Below are 19,605 nucleotides of genomic sequence, written 5' to 3'. Positions count from 1 at the left end.
GGCCGACTGCATCGTTCCAGTCGTGCCATCCGGACGCCTTGTCCCACGATGTGGAACGCGCGTCGAAGGCGGCATGTTACGTCGCGGTACCGTCGACCAATGTTCTCGAAAGTGCTTGTCGCCAACCGTGGCGAGATCGCGATCCGCGCGTTCCGTGCCGCCTACGAACTGGGTGCCGGGACGGTCGCGGTGTTCCCGTACGAAGACCGGAACTCCCTGCACCGGTTGAAGGCCGACGAGGCCTATCAGATCGGTGAGGAGGGGCACCCGGTCCGCGCATACCTGTCGGTCGAGAAGATCGTCGAAGCGGCCGTGTCGGCTGGTGCCGACGCGATCTACCCCGGCTACGGCTTCCTCTCCGAGAATCCGGACCTCGCCGCGGCGTGCGCCGAAGCGGGCATCACCTTCGTCGGTCCGTCGGCGGAGATCCTCGAGCTGACGGGCAACAAGGCCCGCGCGATCGCCTCGGCGAAGGCCGCCGGCCTCCCGGTGCTGGCGTCGTCGGAGCCGTCGTCGGACGTCGACGAGCTGGTCGCCGCCTCGGAGACGATGAACTTCCCGGTCTTCGTCAAGGCTGTCGCCGGTGGTGGCGGACGCGGCATGCGCCGGGTCGCCGAGCCCTCCCAGCTGCGCGAGGCCATCGAAGCCGCCTCCCGCGAGGCCGACGCGGCCTTCGGTGATCCCACCGTCTTCCTGGAGCAGGCCGTGGTCAACCCGCGGCACATCGAGGTGCAGATCCTCGCCGACAAGCACGGCAACGTCATCCACCTGTACGAGCGCGACTGCTCGGTGCAGCGCCGCCACCAGAAGGTCATCGAGCTCGCCCCCGCCCCGAATCTCGATCCCGAGCTGCGCGACCGCATCTGCGCCGACGCCGTCGCCTTCGCCAAGGAGATCGGCTACCAGTGCGCAGGAACCGTCGAGTTCCTCGTCGACGAACGCGGCAACCACGTGTTCATCGAGATGAACCCGCGTATCCAGGTCGAGCACACGGTCACCGAGGAGATCACCGACGTCGACCTCGTGCAGTCCCAGCTGCGCATCGCCGCAGGCGAGTCGCTCGAGGAACTGGGCCTGTCGCAGGAGGGCATCACCATCCGCGGCGCGGCGCTGCAGTGCCGCATCACGACCGAGGACCCGGCCAACGGGTTCCGTCCGGACACCGGCCGCATCACCGGCTACCGCACTCCGGGCGGTGCCGGTATCCGTCTCGACGGCGGCACCTCGGTCGGCGCGGAGATCTCCGCCCACTTCGACTCGATGCTCGTCAAGCTCACCTGCCGCGGCCGCAACTTCGAGACCGCCGTCGCCCGCGCGCGCCGCGCGGTCGCCGAGTTCCGTATCCGCGGTGTCGCCACGAACATCCCGTTCCTGCAGGCGGTGCTCGACGACGAGGACTTCCGCGGCGGCAACGTCAACACCTCGTTCATCGAGGAGCGCCCGCACCTGCTGACGCTGCGCTCGTCCGCCGACCGCGGCACCAAGATCCTGCGGTACCTCGCCGACGTGACGGTGAACAAGCCGCACGGCGAGCGCACCACGACGGTCTACCCGCACGACAAGCTGCCCGCGATCGACCTGAACGCCGAGCCGCCGGCCGGTTCGCGTCAGCGCCTGCTCGAGCTCGGCCCCGAGGGCTTCGCCCGTGCGCTGCGTGAGCAGAAGGCGATCGGCGTCACCGACACCACCTTCCGCGACGCCCACCAGTCGCTGCTCGCGACCCGCGTGCGCAGCAAGGACCTGCTGACGGTGGCCGGGCACGTGGCCCGGATGACGCCGCAACTGCTGTCGATCGAGGCGTGGGGCGGCGCGACCTACGATGTCGCACTGCGCTTCCTGCACGAGGATCCGTGGGAGCGGCTCGCGGCGCTGCGCGAGGCGATCCCGAACATCAACCTGCAGATGCTGCTGCGCGGACGCAACACCGTCGGTTACACCCCCTACCCGGAGGCCGTCACCCGCGCCTTCGTGCAGGAGGCCGCCGATACCGGCATCGACATCTTCCGCATCTTCGACGCGTTGAACAACGTCGACCAGATGCGTCCGGCGATCGACGCGGTGCGCGAGACCGGCACCACCCTCGCCGAGGTCGCGATGTCCTACACCGGCGACCTGTCGAACCCGAACGAGTCGATCTACACGCTCGACTACTACCTGCGTCTGGCCGAGGATATCGTCGAGGCCGGTGCGCACGTGCTGGCCATCAAGGACATGGCGGGTCTGCTGCGCGCCCCGGCCGCCGCGACGCTCGTGTCGGCGCTGCGGAGCAACTTCGATCTGCCGGTGCACGTGCACACGCACGACACCCCGGGCGGTCAGCTCGCCACCTACCTCGCGGCCTGGCACGCCGGTGCCGACGCGGTCGACGGTGCGTCCGCGGCGCTGGCCGGTACGACGAGCCAGCCCGCCCTGTCGGCGATCGTCGCCGCCGCGGCGAACAGCGAGTTCGACACCGGTCTCGACCTGCAGGCCGTGTGCGATCTCGAGCCGTACTGGGAGGCGCTGCGCAAGGTGTACGCACCGTTCGAGTCGGGGCTGCCCGCACCGACCGGCCGCGTCTACACCCACGAGATCCCCGGCGGTCAGCTGTCGAACCTGCGCCAGCAGGCCATCGCGCTGGGCCTCGGCGACCGCTTCGAGGAGGTCGAGGCCGCCTACGCCGGCGCCGACCGCCTCCTGGGCCGCCTGATCAAGGTCACGCCGTCGAGCAAGGTCGTCGGCGACCTCGCGCTTCACCTCGTGGGCGCGGGCGTCTCGGTCGACGACTTCGCCGCCGAGCCCGGCAAGTACGACATCCCCGATTCGGTGATCGGCTTCCTGCGCGGCGATCTCGGGACCCCGGCCGGCGGCTGGCCCGAGCCCTTCCGCAGCAAGGCGCTGTCGGGCCGCGCCGAGCCCAAGCCGATCACCCCGCTCGCGCCGGAGGAGGAAAAGGCCCTCGGCGGTTCGTCCGACGAGCGTCGCCGCATGCTCAACCGCCTGCTCTTCCCGGGCCCCGCGAAGGAGTTCGAGCAGCACCGCGAGACCTACGGCGACACCACCGAGCTGTCGGCCAACCAGTTCTTCTACGGTCTGCGGCACGGCGACGAGCACCGGGTGCGCCTGGACAAGGGTGTCGAACTGCTCATCGGCCTCGAGGCGATCTCCGATGCCGACGAGAAGGGCTACCGCACGGTCATGTGCATCCTCAACGGGCAGCTGCGCCCGGTGTCGGTGCGCGACCGCTCGGTGGCCGCGGAGACCCCTGCCGCGGAGAAGGCCGACCGCAACCATCCCGGTCACGTCGCGGCGCCGTTCGCCGGCATGGTCACCCTCGTCGTGTCCGAGGGCGACAGCGTCTCGGCGGGCGACACCGTCGCCACGATCGAGGCCATGAAGATGGAGGCCGCGATCACCGCGCCGCGCGGCGGACGCATCACGCGCGTCGCGATCGGGCCGGTGCAACAGGTCGAAGGTGGCGACCTGCTCGTCGAGGTGTCCACGGGAGACAGCGCCGAGTGACACGGATCGTCGCCGGCCGGGCCGGGGGGCGGCGCCTGAAGGTGCCGCCCCGCGGAACCCGGCCCACCTCCGAACGGGTGCGCGAAGCCCTGTTCAGTTCGCTCGACGCACGCATGGACATCGACGGGGCCGCCGTCCTCGACCTCTACGCGGGGTCGGGGGCGCTCGGCCTCGAGGCGCTGTCCCGCGGCGCCGAGCACGCGATGCTCGTCGAGTCCGACGCGAAGGCGGCGGGCGTGATCCGCGAGAACATCGCGACGGTCGGACTGTCCGGTGCGGTGCTGCGCACCGCACCGGTATCCGCCGTGCTCGCGGGCACCCCCGACCGCGTCTACGACCTCGTCCTGGCCGACCCGCCCTACGCCGTGACCGAGGAGGCCGTCACCGGCGTGCTCGGGACGCTGGTGTCCGGAGGCTGGGTCGAGGACGGCTCGATCGTCGTGGTCGAACGGTCGTCGCGATCACCGGAAACGGTGTGGCCGCAGGGATTCGAGGTCGGCAGGTCGAAGCGCTACGGCGAGACGAGAGTGGAGATCGCCACCTGCTACGGTGCTGGGTCATGAGCCGCGCGGTCTGCCCAGGATCCTTCGACCCGGTCACCAACGGACACCTCGACGTCATCGGCAGGGTCTCGGCCCAGTTCGACGAGGTCGTCGTGACCGTCACGATCAATCCCAACAAGCAGGGGATGTTCACGATCGACGAACGTCTCGAGATGCTCACCGAGGCCACGTCGCACCTGCCGAACGTCACGGTCGACGCCTGGCAGGGCCTGCTCGTCGACTACGCACGCGAGCGGGGGATCACCGCGATCGTCAAGGGCCTGCGCGGCGCCAACGATTTCGACTACGAGCTGCAGATGGCGCAGATGAACCACAAGCTCACCGGAGTCGACACGCTGTTCGTCGCCACCAACCCGGTCTACAGCTACCTGTCGAGCTCGCTCGTCAAGGAGGTCGCGACCTACGGTGGCGACGTCTCCGAGATGCTGCCGGGCTCCGTGCACGATCGTCTGCTCGCGCGCCTGGCCGAGCGGGCCGCCGCGAAATAGACCGGACCCTCCGCACGGCCTGTGACGGCCGTATCCCGACACACCGGGGCGCAGGGCACACGAGCGTGCCCTGCGCTGCGGCAGACTGGACGGCGGCGCGGCCGCACCGGTCGTGTCGAGCGAGTGATTGGGGTTGGGCGTGTACCGGGTATTCGAGGCACTCGACGAGCTGGTCGCAATCGTCGAAGAGGCACGTAGCGTTCCGATGACGGCGAGCTGCGTGGTACCGCGCGGCGATGTCCTCGAACTGCTCGACGACGTGCGCGACGCGCTGCCGCCCGAACTCGACGACGCGCAGGACGTCCTCGATCACCGCGACAAGCTGATCAACGATGCGCGGTCCCAGGCCGACAAGACCGTCGGGGACGCCGACGAGGAGGCGCGCACTCTCCTCGAGGACGCGCGCGCCGACGCCGACCGTATGCTCGCGGACGCGAAGGCCCAGGCGGACCGCATGGTCAAGGAGGCCCGCGCCCACGCCGAGGAACTCGTGCGCGATGCGCAGGCCGAGGCCGACGATCTCGTCGCCGAGGGCAACAAGCAGTACGAGAGCGTGACCGGGCGTGCCCGCGTCGAGGCCGACCGCCTGATCGAGTCCGGGCAGGCGTCCTACGAGCGTTCCGTGGCCGAGGGCGAGGCCGAGAAGGCACGTCTGGTGTCGCAGACCGAGGTCGTGCAGGCCGCACACGCCGAGTCGGCGCGTGTCATCGATTCGGCCCACGCCGAGTCCGACCGTCTCCGGACGGAGTGCGACGAGTACATCGACGGCAAGCTGGGGGAGTTCGAGGAACTGCTCGGCACCACGCTGCGGTCCGTCGGCCGCGGCCGGCAGCAGCTGCGACTGTCGGGTGCTCCCGACTTCGCGGAGGCCGACCACCGGGCGAGCCGTCGCCGCTGACCCGCGGGATTTTCGCTCCTGCCGCCCATCGCGTATCATGGAGCGGTTGCCCTATCACGACCGAGTCGTGTCCTGCGTCGTCCGAAGAAGGTGAGTTCCCCGTGTCCACCCGTGATTCCAGCACGTCCCGTTCCGGCCGGGACTCGGGGCTGGTGTTCGACACGCTCTCCCTGGGCCGCCGGCCCGGTTCGATGCGTACGGTCGAGCGGAAGGTGCCGTCACCCTCGCGCATCGGGCTCGATCTGATCGCGATCGAGGAAGGCTCCGAGATCGATCTCGATCTCCGCCTGGAGTCGGTGTCCGAGGGCGTCCTGGTCACCGGTAGTGTTCGTGCCGACGCCGTCGGTGAGTGCTCTCGATGCCTCGAGTCGTTCACCGAGCCGGTGGACGTGTACCTCACCGAGCTGTTCGCCTACCCGAACAGCGTCACGGAGCAGACCACCGAGGACGACGAGGTGTACCGCGTCGAGAACGATCTGATCGATCTCGAACCGGTCCTCGTGAACGCGGTGGGTCTGGAACTTCCGCTGCAGCCGTTGTGTAGTGACGACTGTGCGGGATTGTGCCCCGAATGCGGCATTCGCCTGGCGATTGCAGAATCCGGGCACCGTCATGAGACAATGGATCCTCGCTGGGCTGGGTTGGCAGCCAAGTTCGGCGCGGGCTCCGAAGAACCCAGCAGTCAAATCGACAGCTCGAACAACGAGGAGAAGTAGACGTGGCCGTCCCCAAGCGCAGAATGTCGCGTTCCAACACCCGGTCGCGGCGCAGCCAGTGGAACACCACTGCGCCGACGCTCGTCACCTGCCCGAACCGGGGTTGCGGAGAGAAGAAGCTGCCCCACGTGGCGTGCCCGTCGTGCGGCACCTACAACGGCCGTCAGGTGACCGCGCCCGTCTAATCGGTATTCACGTGACGAGCAAGTCCTCCGAAACAGCTACCGAGGGCGGCGAAGAGAGCCACGAGTCTCTCCTCGCCGCCCTCGGCGTGCCTCTGGACGCAGAACTGCTGTCCTTGGCGCTCACCCACCGCTCGTACGCCTACGAGAACGGCGGGTTGCCCACCAACGAACGTCTCGAGTTCCTCGGCGATGCCGTCCTCGGGCTCGCGGTGACCGAAAAGCTCTACCTCACCCACCCGGACAAGTCCGAGGGCGAACTCGCCAAGATCCGCGCGAGCGTCGTCAACATGCACGCGCTCGCCGAGGTGGCGCGCGGTCTCGGAGAGGGCGGGCTCGGAGTGCATCTCCTGCTCGGCAAGGGCGAGGAACTGACGGGCGGACGTGACAAGGCCAGCATCCTGGCCGACGGAATGGAATCGCTCCTCGGCGCCGTCCATCTCGCCCACGGCATCGACGTCGCGCGCGAAGTGGTTCTGCGCCTGTTCGCCGCACTGCTCGAACGCGGCCCGCGCCTCGGTGCCGGTCTGGACTGGAAGACGAGTCTGCAGGAACTCACCGCAGAACGCGGTCTCGGTGTTCCCGCCTACGAGATCACCGCCACCGGTCCGGATCACGACAAGGAATTCACCGCCACCGCCCTCATCGGTGGCAATCCCTACGGCACCGGTGTCGGACGTACCAAGAAGGAAGCCGAGCAGAAGGCCGCGTCGGCCGCGTGGAACGCGCTGACCGAGGGCACTGCTGCCGAGACCGGTGAGGCCGGGGCTTCCGATCAGCAGTCCGGATCCGCCGACACGCCCACCGAGGACAACTGACCGCAGGTGCCCGAACTTCCCGAGGTCGAGGTGGTCCGTCGCGGACTCGACGCGCACGTCGTCGGCGCGACTGTGGACTCGGTGCAGGTGCTGCATCCGCGTGCCGTCCGCCGGCACGAGCCCGGTCCGCGCGATCTCGCACTGCAGGTGACCGGTCAGAAGGTCGCTTCGGTCGAGCGTCGCGGCAAGTACATGTGGCTCGTGCTCGAACCGGCCGATCTGGCTCTCGTGGTGCATCTGGGGATGAGCGGGCAGATGCTCGTGCAGCCTCCGACCGTGCCGGACGAGAAGCATCTGCGTATCCGCGCCGTCCTCGACAACGGTGCCGATCTGCGTTTCGTCGACCAGCGCACCTTCGGAGGCTGGGCCCTGGCCCCGCTCGTGGAGATGGACGGTGATCGTCTGCCGCTGCCGGTCGCGCACATCGCCCGCGACCCGATGGATCCCCGGTTCGACCCGGATGCGGTCGTGGCCGTGCTGCGCACCAAGCACACCGAGATCAAGCGTGCGCTGCTCGACCAGACCGTCGTCTCCGGCATCGGCAACATCTACGCCGACGAAGCGCTGTGGCGCGCAAGGATTCACGGCAACCGGCCCACCGACGCGCTGTCGCGTCCGAAGCTCCGGTCGGCTCTCGATGCGGCCACCGAGGTGATGGCGGAGGCCCTCGGCCAGGGTGGTACGTCGTTCGACGCCCTCTACGTCAACGTCAACGGGGAGTCCGGCTACTTCGAACGCTCCCTGAACGTCTACGGACGAGAGAACGAGCCGTGCCGACGCTGCGGCGCGCCGATCCGCCGCGAGAAGTTCATGAACCGCTCGTCGTACAGCTGCCCGAAGTGTCAGCCACGACCGCGAACGACCCGGTAGCGCACGCGCATACCGGGCCGTTCGGAACGATGGTGGTTCAGATGTCGAAGAAGACCGTCTCGGCGCCACCGTCCGGAGTGTCCTGCAGCCGGATGTCGATCGTGTAGACGGTGCGTCCGTCGCGCTCGGAACGCGACGCGATCAGGGTGTTGCGCCGCACCTCCCATTCGATGCCCTTCAGGACGGGATCCTCGGCGTTGAGCTCGGCCTCGTCCTCGAAGTAGACCCGCGTGTGCAGCCCGAGGTTGATGCCGCGCGCGAAGATCACCAGCAGGATGTGGGGTGCCGAGACGGAGCCGTCGGGGTTGGTGACGGCCCCGGGCTTGATCGTCTCGATCGTGAACACGCCCGTCTCGAAGTCGCCGCCGGTGCGTCCCCAGCCGCGGAAGTTCGGATCGAGATCCTTGTCCTGTGCGTCGTCCGGATGTGCGTACCGGCCGTGCGCGTTCGCCTGCCAGCTCTCGAGCAGGGCGTCGCGCACCGGGGTGCCGGTGCCGTCGATGACGCGGCCCTCCAACACGATTCGCTCGCCCTCGGTCTCGTCGGTGACGAGGACGTTGCCGAAGTTGTTGTCGAAGATGTCGAAGCCGGCCTGCTGTGGCGCGAGCCCGATGTGGACGTACGGGCCGCCGGTCTGCGAGGGCGTCTCCGGGAAACGCGTGACCATCGCGCGGGGGAGCAGCGGGGGCACGGGCCGGTAGGGATCGGTGGGCAGGCTCATCGCGGGGCTCCCGGGAGGTCGGTGTTCTCGAAGAAGGTGGCGCGGCGACCGCGCAGGGTGATGTCCCAGCGGTAGGCGCGGGCGTCGAACGGCGCGTTGGAGGCGGGATCCTCCTGGGCGATCAGGCTGCGGAGCTGATCCACGGTCGGGATCGTCCGCGCGATCGGGCACTTCTCGATGAGCGGGTCGCCCTCGAAGTACAGCTGGGTGATCAGGCGCTGCGCCCACCCACGGCCGAGGATCGACACGTGGATGTGCGCCGGGCGCCAGGCGTTGCGGCTGTTGCCCCACGGATATGCGCCGGGCTTGATCGTCCGGAACTGGTAGTAGCCGTTCGCGTCCGTGAGCATCCGCCCGCAACCGCCGAAGTTCGGATCGATGGGGGCGAGATAGGTGTCCTTCTTGTGGCGGTACCGGCCACCGGCGTTGGCCTGCCACACCTCGACGAGTGCGCCCTCGACCGGATTGCCGAACTCGTCCTTGACGAAGCCGTGGACGATGATGCGCTCACCGATCGGCAGGCCGTCCTTCGAGAAGTTCAGGATCAGGTCGTTGTCGAGAGCGCCGAGCTCGTCGCTGCGGAAGACGGGTCCGGTGATCTCCGACAGGGTCGGCTTCGGCGTGATGAGCGCGTTCCGCGGTGCGCGCAGCACCGACGTGCGGTAGCCGGGGGTGAGCGCGGGTGGGTGCAGCGTGTGGTCGCGCTCGACGTATTCGCCGGTGGACATGCGATCTCCGATCTCTGAGCTGTGGACACAACCATAAGGTGAAGAAAAACTCATGTAAATTGACAAAACAGCAGTTGATTCATAACTTTCAGTAATGCAATCCGCGTTCGGTCCGTCCTCGTCCGTCCCGGAGCAGGCGCGACGCATCCGCCTCCGGCACCTGAGATGTTTCGTCACCGTCGCGCGCGAGGGTCAGGTCGGTCGGGCCGCCGAGCTGTTGCAGTTGAGTCAGCCGGCCGTCACGAAGACACTCAACGAGCTCGAGGTGCTCGCCGGAGCGAAACTCCTCGACCGCGGCCGACACGGTGCGCGCCTCACCGCGGCGGGTCACCGCTTCCTGCGATACGCGCAGGACGTCAGCACCTCACTGGACGCAGCTGTGGCCGCACTGGCGGGAGCGGCCGAACCCGCCCGCGAGCCGCTGCGGATCGGGGCCCTGCCCACCGTGGCCGGGTCCGTACTCCCCGAAGCTCTGGCGGAGCTGCGCCGCGTGCGCGCCGATCTGGACATCCGGATCCGCACCGACCCCAATGCCGTCCTGCTGTCGGCGCTCGCCGCCGGCGCCCTCGACGTCGTCCTCGGGCGCATGGCCGAACCGTCCCGGATGGTGGGGCTGTCGTTCGAGCTCCTGTACGCCGAGACGCTGATCCTCGTCGTCCGGCCCGGCCACCCCCTCGCCGGGCGTTCCGTCTCCGTCGCCGACACGCTCGAACACCCCCTGGTGGTCGCGACCAGCGGAACCGTGCCGCGCCACGCGACCGAGGCGTTGTTCGAACGTCACGGCCTGCGACTGCCGGTCGGGCTGATCGAGACACTCGACCTCGCCGTGGCACGCGGGGTGGTCCGGCGCAGCGACGCCGTGTGGATCACCACCGAACGCGCGGCCCGGGACGACCTCGCCGACGGCGTGGTCCGGCGCCTGGACGTGCCCACCGCGGGCACCGTCGAACCGGTCGGAGTGCTGCGACGCAGCGCCGACGCCTCGTCCGCCGCGGTCGAGGACTTCGTGACCATCCTGCGCGACATCCCGGTCGACGGGACATGGCAGGATTTCCCCCATGGCTGACCAGACTTCCGACCTTCCCGCCACCGAGCTGTGGGTCGAGCGCACCGGCACGCGCCGCTACACCGGACGCAGCTCCCGCGGCGCCGAGGTGCTCATCGGCTCGGAGAGCGTCGAGGGCGTCTTCACCCCGGGCGAGCTGCTCAAGATCGCGCTCGCCGCGTGCTCCGGCATGGCTTCGGACTTCCCGCTGTCCCGCCGGCTCGGCGACGACTACGACGCGACGATCCGCGTCTCCGGTGCCGCCGACCGCGAGAACGAGGTCTACCCGCACCTCGAGGAGGAGATGGCCCTCGACCTGTCGGAGCTCGACGCAGACGCACGGGACCGCCTCATCGCCCTCGTCGAACGCTCCGTCGACAAGGTGTGCACGGTGGGCCGCACCCTCAAGGCGGGCACCGAGGTCTCGCTGACGATCACCCCCGAGGACTGATCGATGAGCGCCCCCGCAGACGTCGAACGGCTCACGGCGTGGGTGCACGGCCGCGTCCAGGGGGTCGGTTTCCGCTGGTTCACGCGTGCCCGCGCACTCGAACTCGGTCTCGTCGGGCACGCGACGAATCATCCCGACGGTCGCGTCATGGTCGTGGCCGAAGGCCCCCGGCCGGCACTCGAACAGCTCCTCGCGTGGCTGCGATCCGGCGACACCCCCGGTGAGGTGCGGCTCGTCGTCGAATCGTGGGATCCCGCGCGCGGCGACCTCGACGGTTTCGTCGAACGCTGACATCCGTCCTGTTTGTCCGTTCGGCTTGGTATCCTGCCGCGATCGGGTGCAAGCGGCCGGGGGGTCGCGGTCGGTGAGGGGGAGACATATGGGCAGGCGTGCACGTTCGACGATGGTGGCGGCAGCAGCCNNNNCGCTGTGGCAGTGGCACCCCTGGCCGCAGCACCGGCGGCGGCCGGTCCCACTGCCGCAGCACCGGCGGCGTTCGTTCCGGCTGCCTGCGCACCGCGGTCCGTCACGACGGTCGCGTCGGGGCTCGGTGTCCTCGAGAACCTGGCGTTCGACGAGCGGGGCGGTCTGCTCGTCTCGGACACCTCCTTCGTCGGCCCCGGAGCGCTGCGCCGGATCACTCCCGACGGCAGCGTGACCACCGTGCTGTCCGATGTGACCGGTCCGGGCGGCATCGTCGTCGACGTTCCCACCGTGTACCTGAACGTGGGCAACACGACCGTCTCGGGGTTGGCCGGGATCGCCGACGGCACGATCGACACGCTCGACCTCGACACGGGTGAACGCGGCACCCACGGCACCGGGCTGGTCATGCCCAACGGCCTCGGCCGGCTGTCGGACGGATCGATGCTCACCTCACGCGATCTCGGCGAGGTCGGACTCACCCTCGTGCCCGCCGGCGGTGGCGAGGCCCGCGTCGTCCGTACCGATCTCGGATCCGTCAACGGGATCGCCGTCGACGGCGACACCGTCTACACCGTGACGACCTTCGAGAACGTCAACCGGCTCCACATCCTCGACGCACGCGACCTCGAAGGACCAGTGCGCAGCATCGACCTGCCCGGGCCGGGGCTGCTCTCTATGCCCGACGACCTCACGATCGGTCCCGACGGCGCGCTGTACATCGCGCTCAACCTCGCCGGCGCGGTCCTGCGGGTCGATCCGGCGACCGGGCACAGCTGCCGCATCGCCGAGGGCATCCCGCTGATGTCCTCGCTCGCCTTCGGCTCGGGACCGGGCTGGGACCCGAACGTCCTGTACACGACCGGTTTCGACGGGACGGTCCGCGCGGTGCACCCGGCCTAGGAAAGCGGTCACAACCCGCCGGTAGAGTTCTCACCCATGTACCTCAAGAGTCTGACGTTGAAGGGCTTCAAGTCCTTCGCCTCGTCGACGACTCTGCGTTTCGAACCGGGCATCACCTGTGTGGTCGGCCCCAACGGGTCCGGCAAGTCGAACGTCGTCGACGCACTCACCTGGGTGATGGGGGAGCAGGGCGCCAAGGCCTTGCGCGGCGGCAAGATGCAGGACGTCATCTTCGCCGGAACCGCCGGCCGCCCACCGCTCGGACGCGCCGAGGTCACGCTCACCATCGACAACTCCGACGGCGCGCTGCCCATCGAGTACTCCGAGGTCTCCGTCACCCGCCGTATGTTCCGCGACGGCGCGGGTGAATACGAGATCAACGGCAGTTCCTGCCGTCTCATGGACGTGCAGGAACTGCTGTCCGACTCCGGTATCGGCCGCGAGATGCACGTCATCGTCGGTCAGGGCCGCCTCGCCGCGATTCTCGAATCCCGCCCGGAGGACCGACGCGCCTTCATCGAGGAGGCCGCCGGCGTACTCAAGCACCGCAAGCGCAAGGAAAAGGCGCTGCGCAAGCTCGACTCGATGCAGGCCAACCTCGCCCGCCTCACCGACCTCACCGCCGAGCTGCGCCGCCAGCTCAAACCGCTCGGCCGGCAGGCCGAGGTCGCGCGTCGTGCCCAGACCATCCAGGCCGACCTGCGCGACGCGCGGTTACGTCTGGTCGCCGACGACCTCGTCACGCGCCGCGCTGAACTCGCCGGGCACGACGAGCAGGAAAAGATGGTCCGGGAGCGGCTCGACACCGTGCTCGCGGCGTTCGACGACGCGAACGCCGAACTCGCCCGTCACGAACAGGCCCTCGCGCAGCTCACGCCGGGTGCCGAAGCGGCGTCGCAGACCTGGTTCCGGTTGTCCGCGCTCGCCGAGCGCGTCTCGGCGACCGTGAGGGTCGCGCAGGAACGCGCCCGGCACCTGCACGCCGAACCCGAGGACCGCTCCGGTCAGGATCCCGACGAGATGGAGGCCCGCGCCGACCGGATCGCCGCCGAGGAAGCGGAACTGGTCGAGGCCGTCGAGATCGCGCACGGAGCCCTCGAGGCGGCTCGCGAGCAGCTCGCCGCGCAGGAGGAGGCCGCAGCGGCCGCCGAACGTGCGCATCTGGCCGCGGTGCGTGCCGTCGCCGACCGGCGCGAGGGCCTCGCGCGTCTCGCGGGCCAAGTCGAGACGATGCGCACCCGCGCCGAGTCGATCGACGCGGAGATCGCGCGCCTGACCGTCGCCATCGAGGAGGCCCGCCTCCGTGGCGTCGCCGCACAGGCCGAGTTCGAGACCGCTCAGGCACGCATCGACGATCTCGACGCCGGTGAGATCGACGCCGACGCGCAGCACGAACGAGCCCTGGAAGCGCAGCGACTCGCCGACGAGCGGGTCACCGAACTGCAGGAGGCCGAACGCGCCGCGGGCAAGGAAGTCGCCTCCCTCGGCGCCCGCATCGAGGCCCTGTCGATGGGCCTCGAACGCACCGACGGTGCGGCCTGGCTGATCGACACGCGGTCCGGCGACGGACTCGTGGGGCGCCTCGCCGACCGGCTCCGGGTGTCCTCGGGATACGAGGCCGCCGTCGCAGCTGCCTTCGGCGCCGCGGCCGACGCCCTCGAGGTGGAGTCGGTCGACGCCGCGATCTCGGCGGTCGCAGCGCTCGCCGACGCCGACCAGGGTCGGGTGGCATTCGTCCTGCCCGGCACTGCCGGTCCCACCGACACCGGCGACCTGCCGTCCGGTGCCCGATGGCTCCGCGAGGTCGTCGAGTGCCCTGCCGACCTGCGCGGAGGCGTCGACGGCCTGCTGGCCCGCACCGTCGTGGTCGACGACCTGCCCACCGCCCTCGGGGTCTGCGCCGCCCGGCCCGACCTGCGCGCCGTGACGCGCGGGGGAGACCTCGCCGGTGCGGGCTGGGTGGTCGGTGGCTCGCACCGCGCTCCGAGCACCCTCGAGATCCAGGCGGCGATCGACACTTCCCGTGCCGGTCTCGAACAGGCCGAACGCCGCTCCGAGGAACTGGCCGCAGCCCTCGCGGGCGCACTCGCGGAGCAGGCCGAACGTGCCGAACACGTCGAACAGACCCTCGCCGCGCTCAACGAGTCCGACGCGGCGATGTCGGCCGTCTACGAACAACTCGGCCGGCTCGGCCAGGCGGCGCGCACCGCCCACGCCGAATCCGGACGGCTCGCGGCCCAGCGCACCGAAGCGGAGAAGGAACGCGACGCGGCGCGGGAGAAGCTGGTCGAACTCGAGGAGCGACTGCGCTTGGCCGAGGACGACTCGGCCGGAAGTAGCGACGGTGCCGGCACCGATCACACCGCCGCCGAGCGGGAGATGGCCGCGGCCGCCCTCGCCGAGGTCCGGGCCGTCGAGGTCGAGGCGCGACTCGCGGCGCGCACGGCCGAGGAACGTGCCGAAGCGCTTCGGGGCAAAGCGGATTCGCTTCGTCGTGCCGCGCAGGCCGAGCGCGAGGCCCGTGCTCGTGCCGAACGTGCCCGGATCGCGCGTCGTCAGGCGGCGGCCGTCGCCGCTGCGGTGGCCGAATCAGGGCAGCGACTCGCCGAACAACTCGAGGTGGCCGTGGCGACGGCACTCGCACAGCGCGACGACCTGAACCGGCGCCGCGCCGAATGCGCCGAGCAGCTCGAACGGGCCCGCGAACTCGTCCGCGAACTGTCCGTGCAGCGCGACCAGCTCACCGACGCGGTGCATCGCGACGAGGTGGCCCGGGCGCAGGCCTCGCTCCGGATCGAGCAGCTCGAACAGACCATCCTCGAGCAGCACGGCATCGCCCTCCACGACCTCGTAGCCGAGTACGGCCCCGACGTGCCGCTGCCGCCCACGCCGCTGGAGATGGCCGAGTACGAGCAGGCACGCGAACGCGGCGAACAGGTGGTCGCTCCGCAACCGATGCCCTACGACCGGGCCACCCAGGAGCGGCGGGCCAAGCGCGCAGAGAAGGATCTCGCGACGCTCGGGCGCGTCAACCCGCTCGCGCTGGAGGAGTTCGCGGCCCTCGAGGAGCGGTACAACTTCCTGTCGACCCAGCTCGAGGACGTCAAGAGCGCCCGCAAGGACCTGCTCGCCGTCGTCGAGGAGGTCGACGCGCGGATCCTGCAGGTGTTCACCGAGGCCTACGCCGACGTCGAGCGCGAGTTCGAACAGGTCTTCGCGAAGCTGTTCCCCGGCGGGGAGGGACGGCTCGTGCTCACCGACCCGAGCGACATGCTCACCACCGGCATCGAGGTCGAGGCCCGCCCGCCGGGCAAGAAGGTCAAGCGCCTGTCGCTGCTGTCGGGCGGCGAGAAGTCCCTGACCGCGGTGGCGATGCTGGTCGCGATCTTCCGGGCCCGTCCGTCGCCCTTCTACGTGATGGACGAGGTCGAGGCCGCGCTCGACGACACCAACCTGCGACGGTTGATCGGGCTGTTCGAGCAGCTGCGCGAGAAGTCCCAACTCATCGTCATCACGCACCAGAAGCCGACGATGGAGGTCGCCGACGCGCTGTACGGCGTGAGCATGCGGGGCGACGGCATCACCCGGGTCATCTCGCAGCGACTGCGCGGACGCGAGATCGCGACACCGGTCCCCGAACCGGAGGAAGAGCTCCAAGCCTGACAGTATGGGTGCGTGAGTACCGGAGCCTGGATAGTCATCGCCGCCGCGCTGGCGGTCGTTCTCGTCGCGCTCGTCGTCGGTCTGACCCTCTACCGGCGGCGGCAGGTGTCGCTGAAGGCGCCCGAGACCCCGCAGCTCGATTCCGCCGAGACCAAGGACCGCTCGGGCGGTTACAAGGCGCAGAGCGGATTCAGTTTCTCGCAGGGCACGGTCGCGCCACCGGCGCCGGCCCCCCGGCCTGCGCCGAAACCGGCACCGAAGCCTGCGGTGAAGCCGGAGCCCGCGCCCCGCACGGTGCCGTTGCCGGAGGAGATCACCGAAGCTCCGCCGAGCGCACCCGCACCCGCGGAGCCGAAGGCGGAACCGGCGCCTGCGCCGAAGGTCGAACCGAAGCCCGAGCCGAAGGTCGAGCCCAAGCCCGAGCCGGAGCCTGCGGAGCCGAAGCCTGCCGAACCGGAGCCGGTCGAGCCCGAGGTCGCCCCGGAGCCGGAGCGTCCCGCTCCCGAGCCCGTCGAGCCCGAGGTCGAGCCCGCCCCGGCGACAGAGACCGTCGCCGAACCCGAGGTCACCGAACCCGAGGTCGTCGAACCGGAAATCGTCGAACCGGCCGGACCGGCCGCTGTTCCGCCGGCAGCGCCGATCGAGGAGATCGAACCCACCGCAGGTCGCCTCGTCCGCCTGCGCGGCCGTCTGGCCCGCTCGCAGTCGGCGGTCGGCAAGAGCCTGCTCGGTCTGCTCGGTGGCGGCGACCTCGACGAGGACTCCTGGGAGGAGATCGAGGACACGCTGCTCGTCGCTGACCTCGGCGCCGCGACGACCACCAAGATCGTCGACCGTCTGCGTGAGGAGATGGTCGTGAACAACGTGCGCAGTGAGGCCGACGCCCGCGCCGTGCTGCGCAGCGTGCTCGTCGACGAGCTCCGTCCCGAGCTCGACCGTTCCATCCGGGCCCTTCCGCACGAGGACCATCCCGCCGTGCTGCTCGTCGTCGGTGTCAACGGCACCGGCAAGACCACGACGACCGGCAAGCTCGCCCGCGTGCTCGTCGCGGACGGACGCCGGGTGCTGCTCGGCGCCGCCGACACCTTCCGTGCCGCGGCCGCCGACCAGCTGCAGACCTGGGCCGAACGCGTCGGCGCCGAGGTCGTCCGCGGCAAGGAGGCCGCCGATCCGGCCGCGGTGGCGTTCGATGCCGTCGCGAGGGGCATCGACAACGGTGTCGACGCGGTCCTCGTCGACACCGCCGGCCGCCTGCACACCAAGACCGGCCTGATGGACGAGCTCGGCAAGGTCAAGCGCGTCGTGGAGAAGAAGGCCGCCGTCGACGAGGTGCTGCTCGTCCTCGACGCGACGATCGGCCAGAACGGTCTGATGCAGGCCCGCGTGTTCGCCGAGGTCGTCGACATCACCGGTGTGGTGCTCACCAAGCTCGACGGAACCGCCAAGGGCGGCATCGTCTTCCAGGTGCAGCACGAACTCGGCGTCCCGGTGAAGCTGGTGGGTCTCGGTGAGGGCGCCGACGATCTCGCCCCCTTCGAACCGGAAGCCTTCGTGGACGCCCTGTTGGGCTGATCGACGCTGCCCTGCTGGGCTGATACACACAGCCCTGCTGGGCTGATCCGCACCGCGTCCGTTGTTCCGGCCGCTGTCCGCNAGCGGCCGGTTCCGTCGGTGGGGATGCGGTGTCCGAAAAGTGTGAAACAAGGATGAAACAAGGTCGGTTCTTGCGTTCACGCCCACGAAACAGCGCGGCGCCTCCACGGAAACATCCGGGCAGCAAGCTTTCCCTCGACAACGCGCCGATCGGCGCGGCCTACAGGGAGGTTGCAAGTGGAGGAAGTGGTGAACACCGGCGACGCAGCGTGGATGCTGATAGCAGCGTCGCTCGTGCTTCTGATGACCCCGGGCCTGGCGTTCTTCTACGGCGGGATGTCCCGTTCCAAGTCCGTGCTCAACATGATGATGATGTCCTTCGGCGCGATGGCCGTGATCGGGGTCATCTACGTCCTGTGGGGCTGGTCGATGTCCTACGGCAACGAGAGCGTGCTCGGGATCTTCGCGAACCCGTTCGAGCAGTTCGGTCTGCAGGGAGCCATGTACGGCGAGGATGGTGAGTTCCTTGCAAGTGGTTCGGGCAACTACCCGCAGATCATCGACATCGGTTTCCAGGTGACCTTCGCGATCATCACCACCGCCCTGATCAGTGGTGCGCTGGCCGAGCGCGTGAAGTTCGGTACGTGGATGGCGTTCGCGGCCATCTGGGTCACCTGCGCCTACTTCCCGCTCGCCCACATGGTGTGGGGTGGCGGCCTGCTCTCGGGCTCCGAGGACAGCATCGCAGCGGCCATGTTCGGCACCGTCGAGGACGGCGGAGAGGTCAGCGCCGCGGTGGAGCCGATCGACTTCGCCGGTGGCACGGTCGTCCACATCAACGCCGGTATCGCCGCTCTCGTCCTGGCCGTCGTCATCGGCAAGCGTGCCGGCTTCGGTCGCACCGCCTTCCGTCCGCACAACCTGCCGTTCGTCATGCTCGGTGCCGCGCTGCTGTGGTTCGGATGGTTCGGCTTCAACGCCGGCTCCGCGTTCGCCGCCGACGGTACTGCCGGCCTGGCCTGGGTCAACACCACCACCGCCACCGCCGCCGCCATCCTCGGCTGGCTCCTCACCGAGCGCATCCGTGACGGCAAGGCCACCAGCCTCGGTGCCGCGTCCGGTGCCGTCGCCGGCCTGGTCGCAATCACCCCCGCTGCCGGCTCGCTGAGCCCGGTCGGATCGATCGCCCTCGGCGTCATCGCCGGTGTCCTGTCCGCCCTCGCCGTGGGTCTGAAGTACAAGTTCGGTTACGACGACTCGCTCGACGTCGTGGGTGTCCACCTCGTGTCCGGCCTGTGGGGCACGGTCGCCATCGGCTTCCTCGGCACCGAGACCGGATTGTTCTACGGTGGCGATTACAAGCAGCTCGTCATCCAGATCGTCATCGCAGTCGTCGCCCTGGTGTTCACCGCCATTGTCACCGCGGTGATCGCCTTCGCACTCAAGCCCATGGGCTGGCGTGTGAGCGACGAGGAAGAGGCCCGCGGTATCGACGAAGCCGAACATGCGGAATCCGCATACGACTTCGCGCCGGCTCTCAAGTGATAAGAAGACCACGACAGCGAGCAGGGATGACAGCGGCCAGCGGGCTCTGGGAAGGATGAGGATATGAAGCTGATCACGGCGATCATCAAGCCGTTCACGCTCGAGGACGTCAAGGCAGGCCTGGAGCAGGCCGGTGTGCTGGGAATGACAGTCAGCGAGGTGCAGGGGTACGGCCGCCAGAAGGGCCACACCGAGGTCTACCGCGGAGCCGAGTACTCCGTCGACTTCGTGCCGAAGGTCCGCGTCGAGGTCGTCATCGACGACTCCGCTGTCGACAAGGTCGTCGAGACCATCGTCGAGGCCTCCCGTACCGGCAAGATCGGCGACGGCAAGGTGTGGGTCACGCCCGTGGAAGCCGTGGTCCGGGTCCGCACCGGAGAACGAGGTTCGGATGCGCTCTGACCCCCAGGGGTCCGGCACTCGAGGCCCTGATCCCGCTGCTTCGGCAGCGGGGTCGGGGCCTTCGGTGTCCTCGGCCCGCAAAACCGCACCGGCGG

Annotated in this window: 18 protein-coding genes and 1 pseudogene (1 of these 19 cut by a window edge); 17 read left to right on the top strand and 2 right to left on the bottom strand. The window is 69.4% G+C overall.

Annotated features, from left to right (window positions below):
* Positions 1-99 precede the first annotated feature (99 nt).
* From ACLBYD_RS07895 to mutM, 8 genes are all read left to right on the top strand, one after another.
* Entirely contained in the window at positions 100-3,501 is a 3,402-nt protein-coding gene (locus ACLBYD_RS07895) for a pyruvate carboxylase (protein WP_447815983.1), read from the top strand.
* Entirely contained in the window at positions 3,498-4,064 is a 567-nt protein-coding gene (rsmD, locus tag ACLBYD_RS07890; protein WP_006551204.1) for a 16S rRNA (guanine(966)-N(2))-methyltransferase RsmD, read from the top strand. The genes ACLBYD_RS07895 and rsmD overlap by 4 nt, the downstream gene beginning before the upstream one ends.
* Entirely contained in the window at positions 4,061-4,552 is a 492-nt protein-coding gene (gene coaD, locus ACLBYD_RS07885) for a pantetheine-phosphate adenylyltransferase (protein ID WP_271038202.1), read from the top strand. Before rsmD ends, coaD begins: the two co-directional genes overlap by 4 nt.
* A 139-nt stretch (positions 4,553-4,691) precedes the next feature.
* Positions 4,692-5,450: a DivIVA domain-containing protein gene (locus ACLBYD_RS07880; protein WP_060651082.1), complete on the top strand. Its 759-nt coding sequence runs from the start codon at positions 4,692-4,694 to the stop codon at positions 5,448-5,450.
* A 101-nt stretch (positions 5,451-5,551) separates the two neighbouring features.
* Positions 5,552-6,166: a YceD family protein gene (locus tag ACLBYD_RS07875; RefSeq protein ID WP_120282236.1), complete on the top strand. Its 615-nt coding sequence runs from the start codon at positions 5,552-5,554 to the stop codon at positions 6,164-6,166.
* A 2-nt stretch (positions 6,167-6,168) separates the two neighbouring features.
* A complete protein-coding gene (gene rpmF / locus ACLBYD_RS07870) occupies positions 6,169-6,351 on the top strand; it encodes a 50S ribosomal protein L32 (RefSeq protein WP_006551208.1) in 183 nt (60 codons plus the stop codon).
* An 11-nt stretch (positions 6,352-6,362) separates the two neighbouring features.
* Complete coding sequence (gene rnc, locus ACLBYD_RS07865; protein ID WP_447815982.1) at positions 6,363-7,166, top strand: ribonuclease III; 804 nt, start codon at positions 6,363-6,365, stop codon at positions 7,164-7,166.
* A 6-nt stretch (positions 7,167-7,172) separates the two neighbouring features.
* Complete coding sequence (gene mutM / locus ACLBYD_RS07860) at positions 7,173-8,036, top strand: bifunctional DNA-formamidopyrimidine glycosylase/DNA-(apurinic or apyrimidinic site) lyase (RefSeq protein WP_447815981.1); 864 nt, start codon at positions 7,173-7,175, stop codon at positions 8,034-8,036.
* A gap of 37 nt (positions 8,037-8,073) precedes the next feature.
* Here mutM and pcaG read toward each other — a convergent pair whose 3' ends face one another.
* Both pcaG and pcaH read right to left on the bottom strand, forming a co-directional pair.
* Complete coding sequence (gene pcaG / locus ACLBYD_RS07855) at positions 8,074-8,757, bottom strand: protocatechuate 3,4-dioxygenase subunit alpha (protein WP_059381151.1); 684 nt, start codon at positions 8,755-8,757, stop codon at positions 8,074-8,076.
* Positions 8,754-9,485, bottom strand: coding sequence for a protocatechuate 3,4-dioxygenase subunit beta (pcaH, locus tag ACLBYD_RS07850; protein WP_006551212.1), 732 nt, complete (start codon positions 9,483-9,485; stop codon positions 8,754-8,756). Before pcaH ends, pcaG begins: the two co-directional genes overlap by 4 nt.
* A gap of 94 nt (positions 9,486-9,579) precedes the next feature.
* Between pcaH and ACLBYD_RS07845 the strand changes: the two genes are divergently transcribed.
* The 9 genes and pseudogenes from ACLBYD_RS07845 to ACLBYD_RS07805 all read left to right on the top strand — a co-directional run.
* On the top strand, positions 9,580-10,551 hold the full coding sequence (locus ACLBYD_RS07845; RefSeq protein WP_447815980.1) for a LysR substrate-binding domain-containing protein: 972 nt from the start codon (positions 9,580-9,582) through the stop codon (positions 10,549-10,551).
* Complete coding sequence (locus ACLBYD_RS07840; protein ID WP_447815979.1) at positions 10,544-10,981, top strand: OsmC family protein; 438 nt, start codon at positions 10,544-10,546, stop codon at positions 10,979-10,981. Before ACLBYD_RS07845 ends, ACLBYD_RS07840 begins: the two co-directional genes overlap by 8 nt.
* Positions 10,982-10,984: 3 nt before the next feature.
* Positions 10,985-11,272, top strand: a complete 288-nt coding sequence (locus tag ACLBYD_RS07835; protein ID WP_019289083.1) for an acylphosphatase — start codon at positions 10,985-10,987, stop codon at positions 11,270-11,272.
* A 138-nt stretch (positions 11,273-11,410) separates the two neighbouring features.
* Positions 11,411-12,307: an SMP-30/gluconolactonase/LRE family protein gene (locus ACLBYD_RS07830; protein WP_447815978.1), complete on the top strand. Its 897-nt coding sequence runs from the start codon at positions 11,411-11,413 to the stop codon at positions 12,305-12,307.
* 36 nt (positions 12,308-12,343) lie between these two features.
* On the top strand, positions 12,344-15,970 hold the full coding sequence (smc, locus tag ACLBYD_RS07825) for a chromosome segregation protein SMC (protein ID WP_447815977.1): 3,627 nt from the start codon (positions 12,344-12,346) through the stop codon (positions 15,968-15,970).
* A 12-nt stretch (positions 15,971-15,982) separates the two neighbouring features.
* Positions 15,983-17,542, top strand: coding sequence for a signal recognition particle-docking protein FtsY (gene ftsY / locus ACLBYD_RS07820; RefSeq protein WP_447815976.1), 1,560 nt, complete (start codon positions 15,983-15,985; stop codon positions 17,540-17,542).
* Positions 17,543-17,800: 258 nt separating this feature from the next.
* Positions 17,801-19,108: an ammonium transporter gene (locus tag ACLBYD_RS07815; RefSeq protein WP_447815975.1), complete on the top strand. Its 1,308-nt coding sequence runs from the start codon at positions 17,801-17,803 to the stop codon at positions 19,106-19,108.
* 63 nt (positions 19,109-19,171) lie between these two features.
* Positions 19,172-19,510 carry a P-II family nitrogen regulator gene (locus tag ACLBYD_RS07810; protein WP_006551220.1) on the top strand — a complete coding sequence of 113 codons (339 nt, stop codon included), beginning with the start codon at positions 19,172-19,174 and terminating at the stop codon, positions 19,508-19,510.
* Positions 19,500-19,605: pseudogene (locus ACLBYD_RS07805) on the top strand ([protein-PII] uridylyltransferase family protein); its annotated part runs 1,027 nt beyond the window's last position; the annotation flags it as partial. The gene ACLBYD_RS07810 and the pseudogene ACLBYD_RS07805, both read left to right, overlap by 11 nt.

The sequence above is a fragment of the Rhodococcus sp. C26F genome (assembly GCF_053345925.1).
The sequence above is the reverse complement of the archived record's forward strand: the minus strand, read 5'-3'. Positions and strand labels throughout refer to the sequence as shown.